The sequence below is a fragment of the Pelomonas nitida genome (genome assembly GCF_043555975.1).
In the GTDB taxonomy this organism is placed as follows: Bacteria; Pseudomonadota; Gammaproteobacteria; order Burkholderiales; family Burkholderiaceae_C; genus Pelomonas; species Pelomonas nitida.
This window is the reverse complement of sequence record NZ_JBIGIA010000005.1, coordinates 33,721-54,810: the sequence shown is the minus strand read 5'-3', so window position 1 is coordinate 54,810 and position 21,090 is coordinate 33,721. Positions and strand designations below refer to the sequence as shown.

Below are 21,090 nucleotides of genomic sequence, written 5' to 3'. Positions count from 1 at the left end.
GGACGGTGCCGCCGGGCCGCCCCACGGCGACGGCCGCAGCCCCAAGGCATACGAACCTTGGGTGCGGGCAACGAAGAAGGCCGGGGTCGACATGTCTTACTGCACGATGAAGTTGGAGAACAGGACCTGCGTGACGGGGCTCTCGACGCGCACCCTTTTCTTCTTCTTTTTCTTCTTCGCCGCATCGCCCGCCGGGGCTTCGTCTTCGTCGTCGTCGAGCTCGATGCCCATCGGGCGCACCGATTCCCGCATGATGTCGCGCGCCAGCTTTTCCTTGCCCTCGATGGTCAGCAGTTCGACGGCGGTCTTGTGCGACAGCACCATCAGCACATTGCTGCGGATGGCCGGCATGTAGGCCTTGATCTGATCGGCGAACTTCGGGTCGTCGACCTGCAGCGTGACGCCGATCTGCGCGAAACGGTCCACGTCCTTGTCAGCCAGGTTGACGGTGAACGGGTCCAGCGGCACGAAGGTCGGTGGGTGGTCGCTCTTGACGTGGGCCTTGGGCTTGGGCGCGACCTCGGCCGCTTCGGCCCCTTCCTCGCCGTCCTCGGCATGGGCCTTCTTCTTCAGCAGCATGAATGCCGCCGCACCGCCCACCAGCACCAGCACCAGTACGGCGGCCAGGATGATGATCAGCTTCTTGCTGCCGCCACCCTTGGGCGCGGCCTCTTCGGCAGCCGGCGCATTCGCCATGAGAACTCCTTGAACATCGGCGCCCTCCGCACATGCTGGGCGCTGCTATGTCGGATTATTGACTTCGGTGTCGTGGGGCAAGCGTGGATTAGCTGCGGCCTGGCGTGGCTATTTCCGCGTCCGTGGATGTCTGTTGGCGCCGCGGGGCGGGTGGCGGGGGTCAGGCGAAGGTGTCGAGCAGGCCCACGCTGCGCCGGACGGGGGCTGCTGTGGCGTTGCCGGTGGCCGCGATGCTGCCGCCGGCGCCGCGTGTGCTGCGGCCTGGGCCGCTGCTCGACGAGCGATCGTTGCCAGGTTCCGCGTCGCGACGAGACTGCTGGAACACGCCGCCGCCCGACAACGTCAGCCCCTGGCCTTGCAGTGCCGCGGCGAGGTCGGGCAGGCTTTGCTCCAGCGCCTGGCGGGTCTCGGCCTGCGCCGCGTGGAACGACACCTGGGCCTGGCTGCCGTCCACCGTGATCTGCACGGCCACGGGGCCCATGTCGGCCGGGTTGAGCTGCAGCTCGGCCTGCTGCACGCCGTCCACCGCCATCAGGCTGATGCGAGTGCCCAGCTCGGAGCCGAAGCCGCCGTCGTGCAGGTCGGTGTGCACGGCGGCATGGTGGGTTGCCGGCGCGGTGCCCGGTGTGTCGGCGGGCACTGCCGACGCGGGCATGGCCTGGGCCAGCGCGGCGGCAAAGCTCGGCGCACCCGTCTGGCCGGTGACGGCGGCGGGCTCCCCGCCTTGGCGCTCGGCGGAGGCGCGGGTCAGCGGCTCGGCCGCGCGCTGATCGGCCGAGTGCGCGGTGAGTTCGGCCAGCTGGGCCGATTTGGCCGCGTCGGCCCGCTGCTCGCCCGCCTTGGCGGTGCGTGCATCCGCCCGGGTGTCGCGAGGGCCTGCCGTTGGCGCGCCGGTTTGCTCATCGGCGGCGTCGGCGGCTGCCCGGGCCTGGCGGGTGTCAGGCCGGGCGGTCGCGTCGGCTGGCTGGGTGTTCAGGCCAATGAGCTGCGTGAACTCCTTGAGCTGCGGCGTGGCGGTGTCGTCTTGATCGTCGTCGCTGGCGCTGACGGCGTCGTCGGCCCCGGCTTCGGCCCTGCCGGTTTCAGAGGGCTTGGCCTCGGCCTTGGCGGTGCCGTCGCCAGGGGGCTTCGGCGTTGCAGGCTTGGGCGGTTGGGCGGCCTGGCGGCGCTGGGCGGCGACGGTGGCGTTGGTGTCTGGCGAGCGGGCCTCGGGCTCGGGGCTGGGCGGCGGTGGCGCGGTCTGGCTGGTCAGGAAGTGCGCGAACGCGGGGGCGCTGCCGGCCGTGTTCGCCGGTTGTGGCGCCGGGCCGGCTGGTGGCAGCGACGCAGCGGGCTTCGGGGTGGTGATGGCGGTGCTGGCGAGCATGGTGTCAGGCGTGGGCCGTGCGGCGCAGGTGGGCGCGGGCGGCGAATTCGTCGGTGGCCCGCTGTTCGCGGCGCTCGGCGGCCTTGGCGGCTTCGGCCTGGCGGCGTGCGATCAGCTGGCGCAGCGCGGCGCAGCGCAGCTCGGCCTCGCGCAGCGCCTCGCGGGCGCGCACCTGGCGCTGGTCGGCATGGTTGGCGACGTGGTGCTGCGTCTGGACGGCCTGGTCCAGCCGCTGGCCGAAGCTCTGGTAGCAGCCGACGATGCTCATCGTCGTGCCCTGGGCGAAGCTCTGCGTCCAGCGCTGCTGGTAGTCCTGGCGATAGCCGGCGAGCTCGCCGTGCTGCGCGCGCGCGGCCTGCGCCTGCAGGCCGGCGGCGTGCAGCACGCGGGCGGCCGCGTCGCGTTCACCTTCAGCACGTTCGAGCAGCAGGCTCAGCGTGTCGGTCCCGGATCCGTTCATTCAGCTACTCCAGCGCAGCACCGGAGTTCCGGCGCCCCATTCGGTTATCGGCGCGCCCGACCCGCAGGTTTAGGCGCCCTGGACCACGGCCTGCAGCTGGCTGACGCTGGCGTGAAGAAGTGCCGGGCTGTGCATGTCCTGCTGCAGCAGCCGCGTCATGTCGGCGTGCAGGCGTACGGCCAGATCCAGCTCGGGGTCCGCGCCCGGGGCGTAGGCACCGAGCTGGATCAGGTCGCGGGCCTTGTTGTATTTCGCCAGAAGTTGGCGAAACCGACGCGCGGAATCGACCTGGTTTTGGGGTGCAACACTGGTCATCACCCGCGAGATGGAGCGCTCGATGTCGATGGCCGGGTAGTGGCCAGCCTCGGCCAGCTCGCGGCTCAGCACGATGTGGCCGTCCAGGATGCCGCGCGCCGAGTCGGCGATCGGGTCCTGCGGGTCGTCGCCCTCGGTCAGTACCGTGTAGAAGGCCGTGATGGAGCCCTCGCCCGGCAGGCCGTTGCCGCTACGCTCCACCAGCTGCGGCAGCTTGGCGAAGCAGCTCGGCGGGTAGCCCTTGGTGGCGGGCGGCTCGCCGATGGCCAGCGCGATCTCGCGCTGGGCCATCGCGTAGCGGGTCAGCGAGTCCATCAGCAGCAGCACGTGCCGCCCCTGGTCGCGAAAGTGCTCGGCGATGGCGGTGGCGTAGTGGGCGCCCTGCATGCGCATCAGCGGCGGCGCGTCGGCCGGTGCGGCCACGACGACGCTGCGCTTGAGGCCTTGCTCGCCGAGGATGTCCTCGATGAATTCCTTCACCTCGCGGCCGCGTTCGCCGATGAGGCCCACGACGATGACGTCGGCCTGCGTGTAGCGCGCCATCATGCCCAGCAGCACCGACTTGCCGACGCCGGTGCCGGCGAACAGCCCCAGCCGCTGGCCGCGGCCGACGGTCAGCAGCGCATTGATGGCGCGAACGCCGGTGTCCAGCGGCGTGCGCACCGGGTCGCGGTCCATCGCGTTGATGGGGCGGCGGACCATGGGCTCGTTGTGGATGTGGGCCAGCTCGCCGCCGCGGTCCAGCGGATGGCCGTGCGGGTCGACGACGCGGCCCAGCAGGCCGTCGCCCATGGGCAGGTGCAGCCCGCGGTCCTCGCCGCGCCGCCAGGGGTGCAGCGGCTGGCCCAGCTGCGGCGCCAGCGGCGGCAGGTGGCGGGGCACGACGGTGGCGCCGCTGGACAGGCCCTGCACCTCGTCGGTGGGCATCAGGTAGGCACGGTCGCCCGAGAAGCCGACGACCTCGGCGTTCACAGGCGCCAGGCCGCGGCGCGGGTTGTTGCCGCTGCTGGGCATCTGGATGCGGCAGACCGAGCCCAGCGGCACCTTGATGCCGGTGGCCTCCAGCACCAGCCCGGCCACACGCACCAGCTTGCCTTGCGACTCCAGTGGTGCGGCGTTGGCGGCCAGGGCTTCCAGGTCGGCCAGGTAGCGCTGCCAGCGTTCGGCGCGCGGCGGTGTCGTGCTCATTCCTCTTCCTGGCGGCGGTCCTGCCAGATGGACTGCTGGCCGATGGCGCTGACCGCCTGCTGCCAGCGGGCGCCGATGGTGGCGTCGACGCTGGCGATGTCGGCATCGACCTTGACGCCACCGCGCACCACGTCGGCATCGGGGATGAGCTGGGCCTCGCGCGCCTGCAGCTCCTGGCCGGCGCCTTCCTGCACCAGCGGGAAATCGTCGGGGTGCACGCGCACCCGCACATGGCGGGCCGACAGCTGCAGCGCCTCGACGGCGTCATGCGCCACACGGGCGATCAGCTCGGGGCGCTGCTCCAGCTCGCTGCGCACGACCTGCCGGGCCAGCTCGACGGCGATGCGGGCGACGGACTGCGCCATGTCGCCCTCCAGCGCCTGCAGTTCGGCGTCGAAACTCTTCACGACCTGGCCCACCTGGGCGCTGATCTGCTGGGCGAAGCTGTGCTTGAAGGCGTCCAGCGCCGCCATGCCGTCACGGTAACCGTCCTGGTAGCCGGCCTGGCGGGCGGCCTGCACCAGCTCCTGCACGCTGGGTTCGGGTGGCGGCGGGGGCTGCTCCGGCGCGGCCGCGGGCGGCGGCGGTGGGGGCGTGCCGGGGCGCATCGGCGCGAACGGGGAGGGCGCCGGGTCGCCGAGGTTGTCGAGGCTCCAGGCCTTGGCGCCTTGCACCTCCTCGCCGGGGATGAAGCGCGCATAGCTGCCGCGCCGCTCGCCTTCGCGGCGGTCGGGCGGCGGGACTTGCCTAGGCGGTTGTCGTGTGACCATATCAATGACTCCGATCCGCATCGTGCCGCATTTCGGGCCGAGCGCCGGGCCGCTCCCAAGCCGGCCCGCCATGGCGATGTGCTTGCGGCTTGATGCCGCAAGCATCGCCGTCCCCTTGGGGGCTGAGGCCGGACACAGTGCGCCCTGTGGGCGCGCTGTGCCTGCCGAAGCTCTGTGGCTGCCGGCCGCAGAGCGGTCCCGGCCAGGAACGCCCGCGTTCAGCGGTGCGGGACTGGACGAGGGGCGTCATTGCTATACGAATTGGTCGTCGCCGCCGCCGGCCAGCACGATCTGGCCTTCGTCGACCAGGCGACGCACGATCTTGAGCATTTCCTTCTGTTCGGCCTCGACCTCCGACAGCCGCACCGGGCCGCGCGTCTCCAGGTCTTCGCGCAGCGTCTCCGCGGCACGGCTGGACATGTTGCGGAAGATCTTCTCGCGCAGGTCGGCGCTGGCGCCCTTGAGCGCGACGATGAGGCTCTCGCTCTGCACTTCCTTGAGCACGGCCTGGATGCCTTTGTCGTCGATCTTGTTCACGTCGTCGAACGTGAACATGTTGTCCATGATCTTCTGCGCCAGGTCGGAGTCGGCCTCGCGGATGTAGTCCAGCACCGAGGCCTCGACGCTGGAGCCCATCATGTTGATGATCTCGGCCGCCGTCTTGGCGCCGCCCAGCGAGCTCTTCTTCATGCGCTCGCCGCCGGCCAGGATCTGGCTCATGACCTCGTTGAGGTCTTTCAGCGCGGTCGGCTGGATGCCGTCCAGCGTGGCGATGCGGATCAGCACCTCGTTGCGGCCGCGCTCGGTGAACAGCTTGAGCACCGAGCTGGTCTGGTCGAAGTCCAGGTGGGCCAGGATGGCCGCGATGATCTGCGGGTGCTCGTTGCGCAGCAGCTCGGCCACGCTGGCGGCGTCCATCCACTTCAGGCTCTCGATGGAGGACACGTCGCTGCCCTGCAGGATGCGGTCCAGCAGCAGGTTGGCCTTGTCCTCGCCCAGCGCCTTGCGCAGCACGGCGCGCACGTACTCGTCGGTGTCGGTGACCAGCGTGCTGTGCGTCTCGGCCACGACGTCGAACTTGTCGAGCACGTACTCGACCTGGGCACGCTTGATGACCTTGAGCTTGGCGATCGTCTCGCCCAGTGCCTGCACTTCCTTGGGCGACAGATGCTTGAAGACCTCGCTGGCCTCTTCTTCGCCCAGCGACATCAGCAGGATTGCGGCGTTTTCTGTGCCTTTGTCGTCCATATTCAAACCTCACGCCCCGCAAGCGTAGTGCATCGCCTCTCTGGCCGCGCGCATCGCCGTCCCCTCGGGGGATCGGCCGGGCGCGCCCGCATTCAGCGAGGCGAGACCGGACGAGGGGTTCACAGTCACGCAGCCTCTCCCGACATCCAGTCGCGCATGATGTTGGCGACCGCAACCGGATTGTCGCGGGCCAGGGCGCGGGCACGCTCGAGTTTTTCGTTGTGCAGTGGGGCTTCCAGCTTGGGCATGCCATCGGCGCCGGGCAGCAACTCGACGTCGTCCACGACCTCGTCGACGGTCTCGGCCGGCTTTTCCTCCGGCGGCAGCGGCGCGGCGGCCTTGATGGCGGGGCGGATCATGCCGAACACGGCGATCAGCGCGATGGCGACGAAGGCCAGCGGCACGATGGCGCTGCGTGCGAGGTCCAGCAGCCAGGGCTGCTTCCAGATCGGCACGTCCGTCGGCTCGGTCTTGTCGACGATGAAGGGCGCGCTGACGACCTTGACCGAGTCGCCACGGTCGGCGTTGAAGCCCATGGCTTCCTTGACGAGGTCCGTCAGGCGCGCGATTTCCTCGGGCGGCACGGGCTGCGTGGTGGTCTTGCCCTTGGCGTCGGTCTGCGTGCGGTGGTTCACGACGATGGCCGCGTTCAGGCGCCGCACGTTGCCGACCGAGCCGCGCGTGACGCGCACGGTCTTGTCGACTTCGTAGTTCGTCACCTGCTCGCGCCGGCTGCTGTTCGTGCCGGCGCCACCCTGGGCGGCCTGCAGCGGCGCGCTGGCACCGTTGATCGGCGCCGTGGCCGGCACGGGCGGCTGGTTGGTGGCGGCGCCCGGCACGCCGGTGGGCAGCGCGGCGTTGGCGTTCGTGCTCTCGCTGTTCTGGCTGGAGCGCACCGTGGCCTGGGTGTTGGGGCCCTGGTTGGGGCGGTATTCCTCGGCGGTGGCCTCGGTTTGCGAGAAGTCCAGGTCGGCGGTGACGGTGGAGCGCAGGTTGTCGCGGCCCACCACGGGTTCCAGCAGCTCGAAGATGCGCTTGTTGAAGCCGGCCTCCACCTGCTGCTTGAACTGCAGTTGCTGGGTGTCCAGCCCGGTGGCCGTGTCGTTGGCGTTTTGCGAGAGCAGAGCGCCGGTCTGGTCGGAGATGCTGACGGCCTTGGGGTTCAGCTCGGGCACCGCGTTGGAGACCAGGTGGACGATGCCGGCGATCTGGTTGCGGTCCAGCGTGCGGCCGCCGCGCAGTGTCAGCATGACGCTGGCGCTGGGCTTTTGCTGCTCGCGGAAGAAACCGTTCTGCTGCGGGATGGCCAGGTGCACGCGGGCGTCGGCCACGTCGGGCATTTCCTTGATGGTGCGCGCCAGCTCGCCCTGCAGGCCGCGCTGGAAGTTCAGCCGTTCGGCGAACTGCGTCTGGCCGATGGAGGACTTGTCCATCAGCTCGAAGCCGGCGGCGCCGCCGTTGGCGCTGCCCTTGGGCAGACCCTGGGCGGCCAGCTTCATGCGCAGCTCATAGACCTGGCCGGCCGGCACGAGGATGGTGCCGCCGGCCTCGTGCTTGTAGGGCACCTGCATGGCAGACAGCTGGCCGATGACCTCGCCGCCGTCCTTGTCGGCCAGGCCGCTGTAGAGCGGCCGGTAGTCGCCCTGGGACGACCACAACGTGATGGCCAGCACCGAGCCCGCCAGCGCCAGCAGGCCAGCACCCATGGTCAGCTTGCTGCGCAGCGGCAGGCCGTTGAGGCGCTGCACGAAGTTGGGCTGTCCTTCGGTCGGCGAAATCATCACCGGGGCGTTGACAGCGGGGGCGCTCAGGGCGTTGTCCATCGAGGGGTGGGCGACAGGGAAGGTCGGGATTCGACCGATGGCGCAAATTATTCGGGCCCGCCCCCCTCAAGAAAGCGCCGAAGTGGCCGACCCCACCCCGTCATCTCCGCGCTTCGCGCCCGTGACTTGCTGCCACAGTGCCACCCCATGGACATGAAGCTGCGCCCCTTCGACTTCGCCCAGGCGGCCGCCCGAGCCGGCCTGGCGGTGAATGGCACGCCGCTGTCGCCCAAGCCTGCGGCCACGACGGGCGCGAGCTTCGGCGACGCCATGACGCAGGCGCTGAAGAACGTCAGCGCCCAGCAGAACGAGGCGTCGCGGCTGCAGCGCGAGGTGCAGCTGGACAACCCGACCGTGAGCCTGGAAGAGACCATGGTCTCGATGCAAAAGGCGCAGATCGGCTTCCAGGCCACGCTGCAGGTGCGCAACCGCCTGGTCTCGGCCTATTCCGAGATCATGAACATGCAGATCTAGGCGGTTTTCGGGCTTTGGGCGCGCTCCAGGCCCAAAGCCCGACAGCCTCCTGGCGCGGCGCTGACGCGCTCAGCGAGCGGGGTTCAGCAAGTTCCCTTGCGGGAGTCGGAGCCGCAGATGGTGGGCCGGCCCAGCGGGTTGAGGTCCAGGTAGAGCTGCTGGTTGCGGTCGTTGGAGAGGCCGATGCGCGTCCAGTCCAGCGCCCGCCCCAGGCCCGCCTGGAAGGTGACGCCCTGGCCGGACTGCAGCAGCGTGCCCTTGTAGTCGTGGTGCGTCAGGCCACCGACTTCGCAGCGCGGCTGCCCGGTGGCGCAGTCGCACGGCGCGGTGCGGCTGTAGCCCCAGCACCATTGCGGCCCGCTGTGGAAGGTGACGTAGACGTTGCGCCCATCGTTGACGCTGAGCTCGCGGGCGCGGCGCAGGTCTTGTTCCAGCAGCTCGGCCACGTGGCGCAGGCGCTGGCGAGCCAGGTAGCTGACGTAAGTCGGCACGGCCGCCGCCACGATGATCGCCAGCACGGCCGTGGTGACCACGACCTCGATCAGCGTGAACCCGGGCTGGCCAGCGCGCTTCATGCGTCGAGCTTCAACAGCCGGCGGCGCTTCTGCGTCTGGTCGACGTAGAGCTGCAGTGCCCGCATCGTGGTGGTGTCGAGGTCGACGAACGCGCAGCCCAGTTGCAGCAGGCCGCGGACCTCGCCGGAGATGGCGCTGGCATGGTGAGGCAGCAGCGCGACCTGCAGTGTCGTGGTGCGGTCCAGCTCCAGCGTGACGCCGCCACATGCCTGGCCGATGGCCAGTGGCACCGCGCCTGCCAGGCCGGCGGGCAGCGCCAGCGCCACGCCGCCGATGCTCAGGTCCAGGACACGCAGGGTTCGTGCAGGCTGGCTGCCACCCGGCAGCGTGACGCGCGGATAGATGCTGCCGGAGGGTTGCACGCGGAAGGACTGGCGGCGCTGGAAGCGATACAGCCGCGTGGGCACCCGGCTGCGCAGCACGGCGCCTTGGTCACCGCTGACGAGCACGGCGTTGTCAAGCTCGAACTGCAGCTTGATGGTGCCCAGATAGGCCACGGCCGTGATCTCGCCGCCGGCTACCAGCGCCTGGCTGATGCCGCCGGGGTCGGTGCCGAGTTCCACGCCCAGCACGTCGGTGTCGGCGTCCAGTGCGCACACATGTCCGTTCAGGCTGTGACCGGGGGGCGCGTTCAGCATCACGGACGCTCGCTCGCGCTGCAACTGCCTCAGATAGGCCTGGATCTCGGCGATGGACGTCACCCGCAGTTCTTCGGGTGCGGTTTCAGGGAGAGTCATGCGGAAGATCGTAGTCGCGCGGGTCGACGCCCGCTGCGACCCGGCGTTCAGTGAACCAGACGACTCTTGCCTTTCATCACATGGTCGAGGTCTTCGAGCCAGGGCTCGGCGAGGTGGCGGATCTCGGCGTCGTTCAGCAGGATGCGCTGCATGATGCGCGTCTTGAGCTGCGACTCGCCCGGCGCCAGCGGGCTGGCGTTGGCGGCGGCCTTGAGCTGGGAGATCAGCAGCACGCAAGCGCCTTCGAGCTTGACGACTTCGTCCCAGTTGCCAGTACGCGCGGCGGAGAGCATGTCGGCGCTGGCCTGCTCGATGGCTTCGTAGTAGTTCAGCAGTTCAGAGTTCATTGCAGGTTCACCGGTTTTGTGGCGGAGGGCGGCGCTCATGCGGCGCGGGCGGCGTTGCCGAGGGCGGCGGGCGTGTTGCCGATGGCGGCCCAGGCTTCGCGCACCGGACTCAGCAGGCGCTGGCATTCCTCGATGGCGGCCACGTCACCCCGCAGGTTGGCCTGCGTCAGCCGCATGCACACATAGCCGTAGAGCTCGCGCAGGTCGGTGGCCAGCTGGCCGGCCGACAGGTCCAGCCCGGCGCGCAGACCTTCGTCCAGGATGCGAACCGCACGGGACAGCGCGCGACCCTTGAGCTCGACGTTGCCGGCCTGGATGGCCTGCACGGCCTGGGCCATCGCGTCGAAGGCGCCGTCGAACAGCATGGCGACCAGGCGGTGCGGCGTGGCGGCCTGCACATCGGTCTCCAGGCCAACCTTGGCGTACATGGAGGCGCGCTGGTTGCGTGCTGCGAAGGGGGAGGACATGTTGCCGTACATGGGAGTGGGGTGGTGGCGTCGTCGTGTTGACTGTTTTTCGGCCATCTCCGGGGAGAACTTGAGCCGGGGTGTCCCCGGACATGCACTCGACTGTGAAGTTTTTTCTCCGGATTGAAATGCGCCGGCACCCGCGCCGCTGTGGCAGGCAAAAAAAAGCGGCCCGAAGGCCGCGTCGCGTGGGGCGTGGGGCGTCGGGCGCCTCACTTGTTCATCTGCGTGATCTGCTGGTTCAGGTAGTTGGACAAGCTGCCCAGCTGGCTCATCTTGGTGTCCAGCGCGGCGTACTGCGCGCGCAGCCGCTTTTCCATCGACGCCGAACGGTCGTTCAGGTCGTTCACCTGCTTGTTGTTGCTGTCGATGTTGGCCTGGATGCCCTTCTGGCGCGTGGAGACGCTGCCATCCACGCCCAGGGCCTTGGTGACCAGCGTGCTGATGCGAACGGCGAAGCCGTTGTTGCTGTCGTCGTTCTTGTCGACGCCCATGAAGAACTGCTTCAGGTCGCTGAGGTTGGTGAGTGCCTTGTCGAGCTTGGCGCCCGCCGTGGGCAGGTTGCCGTCGGTGCCGGGCGCCAGGCCGATGTCGGCAAGGCGGGAGAGGCTGCCGCCCAGCGAGGTCACGCCGCCCGCCAGGCCGCGCAATTGGTTTTGCAGGCCGATGGCGGTGGCATCGCCTTGCAGGCTGGACGCGCGCGCCGCCTGTGCCGCAGCGATGGCATCGCTGGTCATGTTGCTGGTCAGCGCGGATGTGTCGACCTTGGTCTGGTTGCGCAGCAACTGGTTGACGGCGTTGTAGGCGGTGGTGAAGTCGGTGATGGCCTTCTTGATGGCGTCCGCATCCTGGGTCACGCTGAGCACGACCGGCGTGGTGGGCGGGATGGTGCGCAGCAGCGTGATGTTGAGCCCGTCGATGGCCGAGGTCAGGGAGTTGGTCTCGGAGCTGATCGGCAGGCCGTTCAGGATGGCGCGCGCGTTGGCCGCCGGCAGCGTCTGCGTCATCTGGCTGGCGGAGGCACTGGGGTCGTAGGCCAGTTGCGACAGCCCGGTGGCGTCGCCGTTGGCGCCGTCGGTATCGCTGACGGTGACCCGGAACCCGTTGGTCTCGCCGCTGTTGCGGGAGGTGAGGGTCAACCGGGAGCCGGTGGCGTCGGTGACGATGGAGGCCAGCACGCCGGCGCCGGCGGCGTTGATCTGGTCGCGAATCTGCGTCAGCTGGTCCTGCCCCGGGCCGATGGTGATGGTGACCGGGGTGGTGTTGGCCTTCGACGTGAAGGTGGAGGCGCCGGCGCCGTCCGTGCCCCAGCTGCCGAGTTCGATGGTGAGGGTGCCCTGGCCCACGGTGCTCGTGGCGCTGGAGAAAGTGCTGGAGGCCAGGGTCTGCGGTGCCGCCAGCTGGCTGACGCTGATCGACGTGCTGCTGATCGCCGCGCCGCTGGACGCCGTGACGCTCACGGACGTGGCGTCGCTGGACGTGGCCTTGGCGCCCGCCCAGGTGTCGGGGTTGGTGAGCTTGTTGGCGGCATCCTTCAGCGTCGACAGATTGCTCTGCAGCGTGCCGTAGGTCGACAGCTTGGTCTTGAGACCGCTGGTTCGCGTGTTGATGTCCGTGATCGGCTGCTGCTGGACCGCCATCAACTTGGTGATGAGCGATTCAACGTCGAGGCCGCTTCCGAGACCGAGTGATGAGATGGTGGCCATGGCTCAACAATGCAAAAAAGGCCGATATGCCAGGGGGATATCGGCCTGAGTTTTCCGGAACTTTAGGCCCCGGGCTGAAATTTTTTGAGATTTTCAGCGTTGCAGCAGCGACAGCACCTGCTGCGGCAGCTGGTTGGCCTGCGCCACCATGGCGTTGCCGGCCTGCTGCAGGATCTGGGCCCGGCTCATGTTGGAGGTTTCCTGGGCGAAGTCGGCATCCATGATGCGGCTGCGGGCGGCCGTCTGGTTCTCGACGGCGACCTGCAGATTCGAAATCACCGCGTCGAAGCGCGACTGCATGGCGCCGAACGTGGCCCGTGTGTTGTTCACGAAGTCCAGCGCCCGGTCGATGTTGTCGATGACCGTGCCGAGTGTGGCGAAGTCGGCGGTGTTGTCGATCGGCGTCGGGACGGCTGTGCCGGTGCCGACGATGACGCTCATCGTCGGTTCGTTGGTCAGGTCCAGTGCAGCGACGGAGATCGAGTCGTTGCTCGTCGTGTTCGCGCCGATCTGGAAGGTCTGCGGCTGGCCGCTGGCGTCTGCCAGGATGGGTTTGCCGTTGAACGTCGTGGCGTTCATGATCCGCCAGATTTCCGAGGCCAGCTGCTCGAATTCCTTGTTCAGCGAATCCTTGTCCGAGTCGCTGTTGGTGGAATTGCGGGCCTGGACGGTCAGTTCCCGCATGCGCTGCAGGTTCTCGCCGACCTTGCCCAGCGCGCCTTCAGCCGTCTGGGCCAGCGAGATGCCGTCGTTGGCGTTGCGCACGGCGACGTTCATGCCGCGCACCTGGGTGTTCATGCGTTCCGCAATCGCCAGACCGGCCGCATCGTCCTTCGCGGAGTTCACCCGCAGGCCGGAGGACAGGCGCTGCATCGACGTCGACAGCGATGACTGCGAAGCGTTCAGGTTGCGCTGCGCGTTCAGCGAGACGATGTTGGTGTTGATGGTCTGGGGCATTACGCACTCCTCGGCAATTCGGCCGGATCGCATGAAGCGTCGATCCGATGGGCTGAATTCTGAAAGTGCGCGTCGTTGCCGAAAGCTCGATCAACGGGCCAAACCGGGCCTAATCAAAACCTCTGAGCGGTGCGGAGGCGGGGTGGGAGTGGGGGTGTCGGGGTGCTCACCACGGCGCCGGATGGCCCGGCGCCGTGGGAGTTGCCTCGTCGAAAAAAAGGGCGTTCAAGCCCGCGGTGGTTGCGTCAGCTGCGCAGCAGGGCCAGCACTTGCTGGGGCAGCTGGTTGGCCTGCGCCACCATGGTGTTGCCGGCCTGCTGCAGGATCTGCGCGCGGCTCAGGTTGGCCGTTTCGGCGGCGAAGTCGGCGTCCATGATGCGGCTGCGCGAGGCGCTCTGGTTCTCCACGGCCACCTGCAGGTTGGAGATGACGGCGTCGAAGCGGTTCTGCGAGGCGCCCAGCGTGGCGCGCTCGCCGTTGACCTTGTCCAGCGCGGCGTCGATGCCGGTGATCACCGTGTCGATGTCGGCGCCGGTGGCCGTGCTGTCGATGGTGGAGCGGCCCGCGCCGGTGTTGTCGGTGCCGGCGACGGACGTGATGGTGGCATCGGCCGTCATGTCGGTCGTGACGATGTCGATGCGGTCGTTGCCGGTCGTGTTGGCGCCGACCTGGAAGGTCTGCGTGCCCGCGTCGGACGCGGCCAGCACGGCCTTGCCGTTGAAGGTGGTGCCGGCCAGCACGCGCTGGATTTCCTTGGCGAGTTCGCCGAATTCCTTGTCCAGGGAATCCTTGTCGGCGCTGGTGTTGGTGGCGTTGCGGGCCTGGACCGCCAACTCACGCATGCGCTGCAGCGAGTCGCCGACCTTGGACAACGCACCTTCGGCCGTCTGCGCCAGCGAGATGCCGTCGTTGGCGTTGCGGATGGCGACGTTCATGCCGCGCACCTGGGCGTTCATGCGCTCGGCGATGGCCAGGCCGGCGGCGTCGTCCTTGGCCGAGTTCACACGCAGGCCGGAAGACAGCCGCTGCATGGAGACCGTGAGCGACGACTGGGACATCGCTGTGTTGCGCTGGGCATTCAGCGAGGCGAGGTTGGTGTTGATGACCTGGGGCATGGCTCAATCCTTTCGTTGACGAGGCGTCTGGTACGTAGTCCTCGAATGAATCGCGAACCCGTTGAGATGCTTATCGTCGAGACGATGGACTGACTTGAATCCTTTTTGCACGGCGCCTCAAAAGCGCCCCCCGCGGTGGCGGGGCGGCGTTCAAGGTGCTTGTGCTGGTGGCGTGAGGACTTCCGTCTTCAGCGTGGACGTTTCACTCAGGGCCAGCGGTGCTGGCCCGGCGTCATCGAAGCAACGACAGCACTTGCGACGGCACCTGATTCGCCTGGGCGATCATGGCGTTACCGGCCTGCTGCAGGATGTTCGCTCGGGACATGTTGGCGGTTTCCTGGGCGAAGTCGGCATCGGTGATGCGGCTCTTCGCAGCGCTCTGGTTTTCCACCGAGATCTGCAGGTTGGAGATGACCTGGTCGAGGCGGTTTTGCGATGCGCCCAGCGTTGCGCGCTCGGAGCTGACCGTGTTGATGGCGGTGTCGATGTCATCGATGACGGTGTCGATGTCGGCGCCGGCGGCGCTGTTGTCGATGACCGCGCGGCCTGCGCCGGTGTTGTCGGTGCCGGCCACGGCCGTGATGGTGCCGTCCGTCGTCATGTTCGTCGTCACGACGTCGATGCGGTCATTGGAGGTCGTGTTGGCGCCGACCTGGAAGGTCTGCGTGCCCGACTCGGTGGCCAGGATGGCGCGGCCGTTGAAGGTGGTGCCGCCCAGCACGCGCTGGATTTCCTTGGCGAGTTCGCCGAATTCCTTGTCCAGCGAGTCCTTGTCGGCGCTGGTGTTGGTGGCGTTGCGGGCCTGGACCGCCAGTTCACGCATGCGCTGCAGCGAGTCGTTCACCTTGGACAGCGCGCCTTCAGCCGTCTGCGACAGCGAGATGCCGTCGTTGGAATTGCGGATGGCGACGTTGGAGCCGCGCACCTGGGCGTTCAGGCGCTCCGAGATGGCCAGGCCGGCGGCGTCGTCCTTGGCGGAGTTGACGCGCAGGCCCGACGACAGGCGTTGCATGGACGTGGCCAGCGACGATTGCGTGGCTGCCGTGTTGCGCTGCGCGTTCAGCGACAGCAGATTGGTGTTGATGACCGAGGCCATGATGCGCTTCCTTTAGCTAGAGATATCCCGGCAACAGCGCCGGACGAAGACCCAGGTGCCCGGGTGCGGCACCCGTGCGATCCGCGCGGGCCCACCTTGCGGCAGGCTCTTGCGGCGACGCCCGACGCTGGTCTTCCGCCGAGGTGCGGCCCCGCCCTAGAGCGATTCCACACATCGTTAGCTTTCCAGCCGGACCACGGAACTGTTTTCAGCGCCGTTGGGATGGCTATCGGTGTGCGGCTGATGTTTCTTTAGGCCGATTTGTCAAGGTCGTGATCTTTTGAATAAAAGAAGTTCCAACCGGCTGTTCGTTGGATCGGCCGCTGGCGCGAAAACCGTACCGGGATCGCCCGGCTTTTCGTTGGATCGACGGCCCGGGCGCTTCCTAAAGTGCGACCCATCCCGGCCGAACCCCTGCGCCGGTCTGGAGCATCGTCATGCGAGCCCTGTCCTCGTCCAACCGCGCCAAGAACGCCCACCGCCCCGTTGCCGTGCCCAGCAACGACCCCAAGCTGTTGCTGGCGCGGGCCCGCAATGCGGCGTTCGCCGAAGCGGCCAAGGGCAACATCGGTGGTGGCCTGGGCCTGCTCTATGACGCACTGCAGGACGAGCCGCTGAGCCACGACCTGCTGTCGGACATGGCGGCGCTGCTGCTGGCCGCCGGCAAGCTGGAGCATGCGGCGGGCTATGCCGACCGTGCGCTGCAGTCCCGGCCTCTGCACGGCCCGAGCCTCTACACGCTGGCGTTTGCGCTGTCGGGGCGGGGCGAGGTCGACCGGGCCATCGGGGTGCTCAACGAACTCCAGCAAGGCCCGGGGCGCGACAGCCTGCAGGCCGAGGCGCCGGAGCTGCTGCCGGTGGCGATGATCGAGCTGGAGCGCCTGCGCCGCACCCGCGACTGACACCTGTCACAGCATCCCCTCACAGGGCCCCGCCAGCGAAAGCTGCGGGGCCCTGGTGTTTGAGCGATTCATTTCATGCTTGCCGCGTGTGAAGCCGTCCCCCGCGGGCCGACCGGGCACGCCTGTGTTCGACAGGGCGGCGCTGGGCGAGGGGTGGACAGCCTTGTAGGAATTTGCCTGACAAGCCCTTCCTGCCAGGGTGACGCGGCGCACCGACAGAGCCTGATATCGCCGGAGAAGCCGGGTCAACACAATCCGTTTCACTGACCTGCAACTCCCCGCTACCTCTGAAAACGGAGACCCGCCATGAACGCCGACCAAATGCTCGCCGAGATCCGTGAAGCCAACCTGTCCTACCTGATGCTGGCCCAGAGCCTCATCCGTGCGGACCGCGAGCAGGCGCTCTACCGCCTGGGCATCAGCGAGGAAACGGCCACGTTGATCGGCACGCTGAGCCCGGCGCAGATCATGAAGATCGCCTCCGGCAACACGCTGCTGTGCGCCTTCCGCATGAGCGACGACCTGGTGTGGGGCCTGCTGACCAACCACAGCAAGCCGGGCGTGAACGAGTCGGTGTCGCGTCTGCATGCGTCCATCCTGATGGCTGGCCGCCACGAACACGCCTGAACTGTTGACCCCCGGCGGGGTGGCGATCGCTCAGGGGCTGACCCCTTCGCGACATCCCCTGACCGAACACCGAACTCATACCGATTCCAGGAGCCCACCATGCGCGTCAAGAGCATCCTCACCGAAGCCAAGCAGATCGAACGTGCCGTTCAGCTGATCCATCTGGGCGCGCGGCTGCAGGTTCTGGAGTCGGAGACCGACCTGTCCTACGAGCGCCTGCTGCGCCTCTATAAAGAAGTGAGCGGCAAGTCGCCGTCGAAGGGCCAGCTGCCGTTCTCGACCGACTGGTTCATGACCTGGCAGCCCAACATCCACGCCAGCCTGTTCCTGAACATCCACGAGTACCTGAACAAGGCTGCCGAGATGGACGAGATCGACACCGTCATCAAGGCCTACCAGCTCTACCAGGAGCAGACGCAGGCGCAAGGCCTGGAGGCGATGCTGTCGGTCACCCGAGCCTGGCGTCTCGTCAAGTTCGTCGACAACGGCATGCTGTCGCTGACCAAGTGCTCCAAGTGCGGCGGTCAGTTCGTGACGCATCCGCACGAGATGTCCCGCCACTTCATCTGCGGCCTGTGCAACCCGCCGGCGCGCGCTGGCAAGGGCCGTGCGCAAGGTTCCATCCAGATGCACTGAGCTCCCGCCCGGCGCCTGACCCACACCACAGGCCCGCCGCATGAAGCCCGCACGACCCGGCGCCAGCGCGGCCCTCGTGCAGCGGGCTGCCGCGCTGCAGGCAGCCGGTCAGGCGAGCGAGGCGGCGCAGTTGCTGACGCAGGCCGTCAGCCGTTTCCCGCGTGAGCCCGAGGCCTGGCTGCGGCTGGGCAACCTGCTGGCGGGCGCCGGCCAGTGGGCGCGTGCCGAGCGCTGCTACGCCACGCGCTGCCAGCTGCCGCCGGCGGCAGCCGCGCCGTTCTACAACTGGGGCGTGGCGCTCACCGAACTGGGCCGGCCGGCCGAGGCCAGCCAGGCCTACCAGCGCGCCGTGGCGTTGCAGCCCGGCCATGCGGCCGCCCACCACGCGCTGGCCCTGGCGCACATCGGTCGCGGCGAGCTGGACGCCGCGCTGGCAGCGCTGGACCGCGCCGTTCAGGCCGCCCCCGAGGTGCCGGCCTATCGCATCGAGCGCGCCCGCGTGCGGCTGAAGCAGGGCCAATGGGCCCGCGCGCTGGCCGAGCTGGACACCGTACCCGAGACCGCCGAGGCGCTGAACCTGCGCGGCATCGCGCTGCGCCAGCTGCACCGGGGCACCGAGGCCTTGCAGGCCTACGACCGCGCGCTGGCGCTGCAGCCCGACCTGGCCGAAGCGCTGAACAACCGCGGCAACCTGCGCCTGCTGGCGCGCCAGTTCCCTGCGGCGCTGGCCGACCTGGACCGCGCCGCCGCGCTGCAGCCCGCAAGCGACTGGCTGCCGGGGCTGCGCCTGTATGCGGCGATGCACCTGCACCGCTGGGAGCAGTTCGATGCCCGCGTGGCCGCCCTGCGCGAGGCCGTCGGCCAGGGCCGGCGCGTCATCCAGCCGCTGGCCTTGCAGGCCGTGCTGGACGACCCGGTGGCGCAGCAGCAGGCCGCCCGCATCTGGGCGGCGCAGGCGTTCCCGCCGCGCGCCGGGGCCGCGCCGTGCCCCACACCGGGGCCGCGCGTGCGGGTGGCCTATGTGTCACGGGACTTCCGCGAGCACCCAGTGTCCTTCCTGATGGCCGAGGTGATCGAGCTGCACGACCGCGCGCGCTTCGAGGTCATCGCGCTGAACTACGGCGCCGCCGTCGACGACCCGATGCAGCAGCGGCTGCGCGGGGCCTTTGATCGCTTCGTGGATGTGGAGTCGCTGTCCGACGTGGAGATCGCCGAGCTGGCCCGCAGCCTGGGCGTCGACGTGGCGGTGGACCTGACCGGCCTCACCGACGGCGCCCGCTGCGGCATCTTCGCCGCGCGTGCGGCGCCGGTGCAGATGCAGTACCTGGGCACGCTGGGCACGGCCGGGTCGCCGGCCTATGACTATCTGTTGGCCGACGCGACGCTGGTGCCGCCCGAGGTGCGCGACGCCTATGACGAGCGGCTCGTGCTGCTGCCGAGCTACCAGGCCAACGACCGGCGCCGCCCACGGCCGGCTGCGCTGTCGCGTGCGGCGGCCGGGCTGCCGGCGCAGGGCTTCGTCTACGGCTGCTTCAACAACCCCTGCAAGATCGCGCCGGCGCAGTTCGCGGCCTGGGTGGACATCCTGGCGGCCGTGCCGGGCAGCGTGCTGTGGTTGATCGAGGAGGACGACGAGGCCGCCGCCAACCTGCGCCGCCAGGCGCTGGCGGCCGGGCTGGACCCGCAGCGCCTGGTGTTCGCGCGCCGCATGCCGCGCGAGGCCTACCTGGCCCACCTTGCAGCGGCGGACTTGTTCCTCGACACCTTGCCCTACAACGCCGGCACGACGGCCAGCGATGCGCTGTGGATGGGGGTGCCGGTGCTGACACAAGCCGGCCGCTCGTTCGCCGCGCGCGTGGCGGCCAGCCTGCTGCAGGCCGTGGGCCTGCCGGACCTGGTGGCCGCAGACCGCGTGGCCTATGTGGCGACCGCCATCCGCCTGGCTCGCGAGCCGGGCGCGCTGGCGGCCGTCCAGCAGCGGCTGGCCGGCCGTGACGCGTCGCCGCTGTTCGACACGCCGCGCTTCACGCGGCATCTGGAGGCGGCCTACGTCGAGGCGCTGCGCCGCGCGCAGGCGGGTGAGGCGCCGCGCGACCTGGTCGTGCCTGCCGAGCCGCGTTGACCGCTTGCTCGGCCGCCGCGCTTATGCGCCCGTCTCGCTCGAGGCGGGCCGGCTGCAGGCGCCCAGCAGCGACATGCCGTTGAAGAAGAACATGCCGTCCAGTTGCCACGGCGTGTACTTGCGGATCACGTTGGCCAGCGTGAAAGGCGTGTACCAGCAGTTGTGGTCGGGGTGGACGACCTCGACGAAGGTCTGGGCGCCGCTGTTGTAGTCGAAGTGGCGGCGAAAGCAGGAATAGGCGTCGGGCACCGTGAGCAGGTACTGGTCGGCGCCCAAGGCATCGAGCTGCCGCAGGAAGCCCTGCACATCGGGCACGTGCTCCATGACTTCCGGTACCAGCACGGTGTCGTAGCGGCCCGTCACGTCGGCCCAGTCGCTGTAGAGCTGGCCCTTGAGGTGCGGGCGCATCAGCTCGAAGGCTTCGCCGTGGATGTCGAAGCCGTCGAGCGTGCAGTGCGCGTCCAGCTGCAGGTGCAGCGAGCGCTTCAGGTCGGTGATGGGCCAGTCCACGCAGCCGACGTGCAGCACGCGTTTGTCGGCGCACAGCGCGACGAAGGCGTCCAGGCGCGGCACGCCGATGAAGTCCTCGCCGACCTTGACCTTCTGCACGAAGTATTTCTGGTGCGCGAATTCAAGCGGAGAGACGGGCAGGTCGTCCATGGTCTTGCGCTCCGTGGCGAGTACCGCGCTCATGCGACTTTCCTCTTGTGCAGCTCGTCGTACTTGCCCAGCGTGCTGCCCCATTCCTGGGCCGCGAACACGGGGCCGCCGCCGGTGTAGGCCTGGCCCGTGAAGTGGCGGGGGATGAAGAAATGGCTGGGCCAGACGGTCAGGCCCGCGTAGCGCTGCATGCGCACCTGCTCCGTCAGCAGCAGCGGGCCGACGCTCTGCCAGGCCATGCGGTCGACGACCGTGGGCTCTTTCTGCAGGTCCAGGATGATCTGGCCGAAGAAGGGGTTCTCGGGTTTGGAGGCCACGTAGCCCGCCGCGATGAGGCCGGGGCGGACCAGCTCGTTTTCCCAGCAGGCGCAGGCCTCGCCCTCGAACAGCCAGGGCGCCAGCGGCCGCTTGCAGATGCTGTCGGCATCCACGACGAAGCCGCCCTCGTGGTAGAGGATCTCCCAGCGCATCAGGTCGGCCACGCCGTTGAGTTCGCGCTTGGACATCTCGCGCATGTGGGCGGCGTTCACCCAGCCGTAGTTGGCGAGCTCGTCATTGCCCCAGACGCGCACGGTCCAGTCGGGGTTGTGCTGGCGCCAGGTGGCGATGCAGTTGTCGGGGCGTTTGGATTCGTCGCCGACCCAGATCACATGCAGGGTGCGGGGGATCATGGACAGGCCTCGCGGACGTTGCTGAGGTTGTCACTCTAGGGTGGCGCTCGTGGCGGTGAACCGCGTTGGAGCGGGGGAAATCCGGCCCTGAATCGGCGACGCCCACCGGCCGGCGCAACCGCACAATCGTGG

Annotated in this window: 22 protein-coding genes; 5 read left to right on the top strand and 17 right to left on the bottom strand. The window is 68.8% G+C overall.

What is annotated here, in order from left to right; translation table 11 throughout:
- Positions 1 to 96 precede the first annotated feature (96 nt).
- The 7 genes from ACG00X_RS07705 to fliF form a co-directional block, all read right to left on the bottom strand.
- Positions 97 to 696, bottom strand: coding sequence for a flagellar basal body-associated FliL family protein (locus ACG00X_RS07705; protein ID WP_394487493.1), 600 nt, complete (start codon positions 694 to 696; stop codon positions 97 to 99).
- Between the two features lie 160 nt (positions 697 to 856).
- Positions 857 to 2,062 (bottom strand): flagellar hook-length control protein FliK, encoded by a 1,206-nt coding sequence (locus ACG00X_RS07700; protein ID WP_394487492.1) that lies wholly within the window; start codon positions 2,060 to 2,062, stop codon positions 857 to 859.
- 4 nt (positions 2,063 to 2,066) lie between these two features.
- Complete coding sequence (gene fliJ / locus ACG00X_RS07695; protein ID WP_394487491.1) at positions 2,067 to 2,522, bottom strand: flagellar export protein FliJ; 456 nt, start codon at positions 2,520 to 2,522, stop codon at positions 2,067 to 2,069.
- A 69-nt stretch (positions 2,523 to 2,591) separates the two neighbouring features.
- Entirely contained in the window at positions 2,592 to 4,025 is a 1,434-nt protein-coding gene (fliI, locus tag ACG00X_RS07690) for a flagellar protein export ATPase FliI (protein WP_394487490.1), read from the bottom strand.
- On the bottom strand, positions 4,022 to 4,795 hold the full coding sequence (locus tag ACG00X_RS07685) for a FliH/SctL family protein (protein ID WP_394487489.1): 774 nt from the start codon (positions 4,793 to 4,795) through the stop codon (positions 4,022 to 4,024). The genes fliI and ACG00X_RS07685 overlap by 4 nt, the downstream gene beginning before the upstream one ends.
- A 252-nt stretch (positions 4,796 to 5,047) precedes the next feature.
- Entirely contained in the window at positions 5,048 to 6,043 is a 996-nt protein-coding gene (gene fliG, locus ACG00X_RS07680) for a flagellar motor switch protein FliG (protein ID WP_394487488.1), read from the bottom strand.
- 125 nt (positions 6,044 to 6,168) lie between these two features.
- The gene (gene fliF, locus ACG00X_RS07675; RefSeq protein WP_394487487.1) at positions 6,169 to 7,866 is read right to left on the bottom strand and encodes a flagellar basal-body MS-ring/collar protein FliF; all 1,698 of its coding nucleotides are present in this window, start codon (positions 7,864 to 7,866) and stop codon (positions 6,169 to 6,171) included.
- A gap of 147 nt (positions 7,867 to 8,013) precedes the next feature.
- Between fliF and fliE the strand changes: the two genes are divergently transcribed.
- Positions 8,014 to 8,340 carry a flagellar hook-basal body complex protein FliE gene (fliE, locus tag ACG00X_RS07670; RefSeq protein WP_394487486.1) on the top strand — a complete coding sequence of 109 codons (327 nt, stop codon included), beginning with the start codon at positions 8,014 to 8,016 and terminating at the stop codon, positions 8,338 to 8,340.
- 83 nt (positions 8,341 to 8,423) lie between these two features.
- Here the strand turns inward: fliE and ACG00X_RS07665 are convergent, their stop codons facing one another.
- From ACG00X_RS07665 to ACG00X_RS07630, 8 genes are all read right to left on the bottom strand, one after another.
- On the bottom strand, positions 8,424 to 8,915 hold the full coding sequence (locus tag ACG00X_RS07665) for a pilus assembly FimT family protein (RefSeq protein WP_394487485.1): 492 nt from the start codon (positions 8,913 to 8,915) through the stop codon (positions 8,424 to 8,426).
- A complete protein-coding gene (locus ACG00X_RS07660) occupies positions 8,912 to 9,652 on the bottom strand; it encodes a flagellar brake protein (RefSeq protein ID WP_394487484.1) in 741 nt (246 codons plus the stop codon). Before ACG00X_RS07660 ends, ACG00X_RS07665 begins: the two co-directional genes overlap by 4 nt.
- A 47-nt stretch (positions 9,653 to 9,699) precedes the next feature.
- Positions 9,700 to 9,999 (bottom strand): flagellar protein FliT, encoded by a 300-nt coding sequence (locus tag ACG00X_RS07655; protein WP_394487483.1) that lies wholly within the window; start codon positions 9,997 to 9,999, stop codon positions 9,700 to 9,702.
- A gap of 35 nt (positions 10,000 to 10,034) precedes the next feature.
- Positions 10,035 to 10,466 (bottom strand): flagellar export chaperone FliS, encoded by a 432-nt coding sequence (fliS, locus tag ACG00X_RS07650; protein WP_394487482.1) that lies wholly within the window; start codon positions 10,464 to 10,466, stop codon positions 10,035 to 10,037.
- 212 nt (positions 10,467 to 10,678) lie between these two features.
- A complete protein-coding gene (gene fliD, locus ACG00X_RS07645) occupies positions 10,679 to 12,172 on the bottom strand; it encodes a flagellar filament capping protein FliD (RefSeq protein ID WP_394487481.1) in 1,494 nt (497 codons plus the stop codon).
- 93 nt (positions 12,173 to 12,265) lie between these two features.
- Entirely contained in the window at positions 12,266 to 13,129 is an 864-nt protein-coding gene (locus ACG00X_RS07640) for a flagellin N-terminal helical domain-containing protein (RefSeq protein WP_394487480.1), read from the bottom strand.
- A gap of 245 nt (positions 13,130 to 13,374) precedes the next feature.
- The gene (locus ACG00X_RS07635; protein ID WP_394487479.1) at positions 13,375 to 14,244 is read right to left on the bottom strand and encodes a flagellin N-terminal helical domain-containing protein; all 870 of its coding nucleotides are present in this window, start codon (positions 14,242 to 14,244) and stop codon (positions 13,375 to 13,377) included.
- A 232-nt stretch (positions 14,245 to 14,476) separates the two neighbouring features.
- Positions 14,477 to 15,340: a flagellin N-terminal helical domain-containing protein gene (locus tag ACG00X_RS07630; RefSeq protein WP_394487478.1), complete on the bottom strand. Its 864-nt coding sequence runs from the start codon at positions 15,338 to 15,340 to the stop codon at positions 14,477 to 14,479.
- A gap of 437 nt (positions 15,341 to 15,777) precedes the next feature.
- Here ACG00X_RS07630 and ACG00X_RS07625 point away from each other — a divergent pair, with 437 nt between their 5' ends.
- From ACG00X_RS07625 to ACG00X_RS07610, 4 genes are all read left to right on the top strand, one after another.
- On the top strand, positions 15,778 to 16,242 hold the full coding sequence (locus ACG00X_RS07625; RefSeq protein ID WP_394487477.1) for a hypothetical protein: 465 nt from the start codon (positions 15,778 to 15,780) through the stop codon (positions 16,240 to 16,242).
- 306 nt (positions 16,243 to 16,548) lie between these two features.
- Positions 16,549 to 16,869 (top strand): flagellar transcriptional regulator FlhD, encoded by a 321-nt coding sequence (gene flhD, locus ACG00X_RS07620; protein WP_394487476.1) that lies wholly within the window; start codon positions 16,549 to 16,551, stop codon positions 16,867 to 16,869.
- Between the two features lie 99 nt (positions 16,870 to 16,968).
- Positions 16,969 to 17,505 carry a flagellar transcriptional regulator FlhC gene (gene flhC / locus ACG00X_RS07615; RefSeq protein ID WP_394487475.1) on the top strand — a complete coding sequence of 179 codons (537 nt, stop codon included), beginning with the start codon at positions 16,969 to 16,971 and terminating at the stop codon, positions 17,503 to 17,505.
- Between the two features lie 40 nt (positions 17,506 to 17,545).
- A complete protein-coding gene (locus ACG00X_RS07610) occupies positions 17,546 to 19,627 on the top strand; it encodes an O-linked N-acetylglucosamine transferase, SPINDLY family protein (protein ID WP_394487474.1) in 2,082 nt (693 codons plus the stop codon).
- A gap of 21 nt (positions 19,628 to 19,648) precedes the next feature.
- Here ACG00X_RS07610 and ACG00X_RS07605 read toward each other — a convergent pair whose 3' ends face one another.
- Complete coding sequence (locus tag ACG00X_RS07605) at positions 19,649 to 20,320, bottom strand: methyltransferase domain-containing protein (RefSeq protein ID WP_394487473.1); 672 nt, start codon at positions 20,318 to 20,320, stop codon at positions 19,649 to 19,651.
- A complete protein-coding gene (locus ACG00X_RS07600) occupies positions 20,317 to 20,958 on the bottom strand; it encodes a glycosyltransferase family 32 protein (protein WP_394487472.1) in 642 nt (213 codons plus the stop codon). Before ACG00X_RS07600 ends, ACG00X_RS07605 begins: the two co-directional genes overlap by 4 nt.
- Between the last annotated feature and the right edge of the window lie 132 nt (positions 20,959 to 21,090).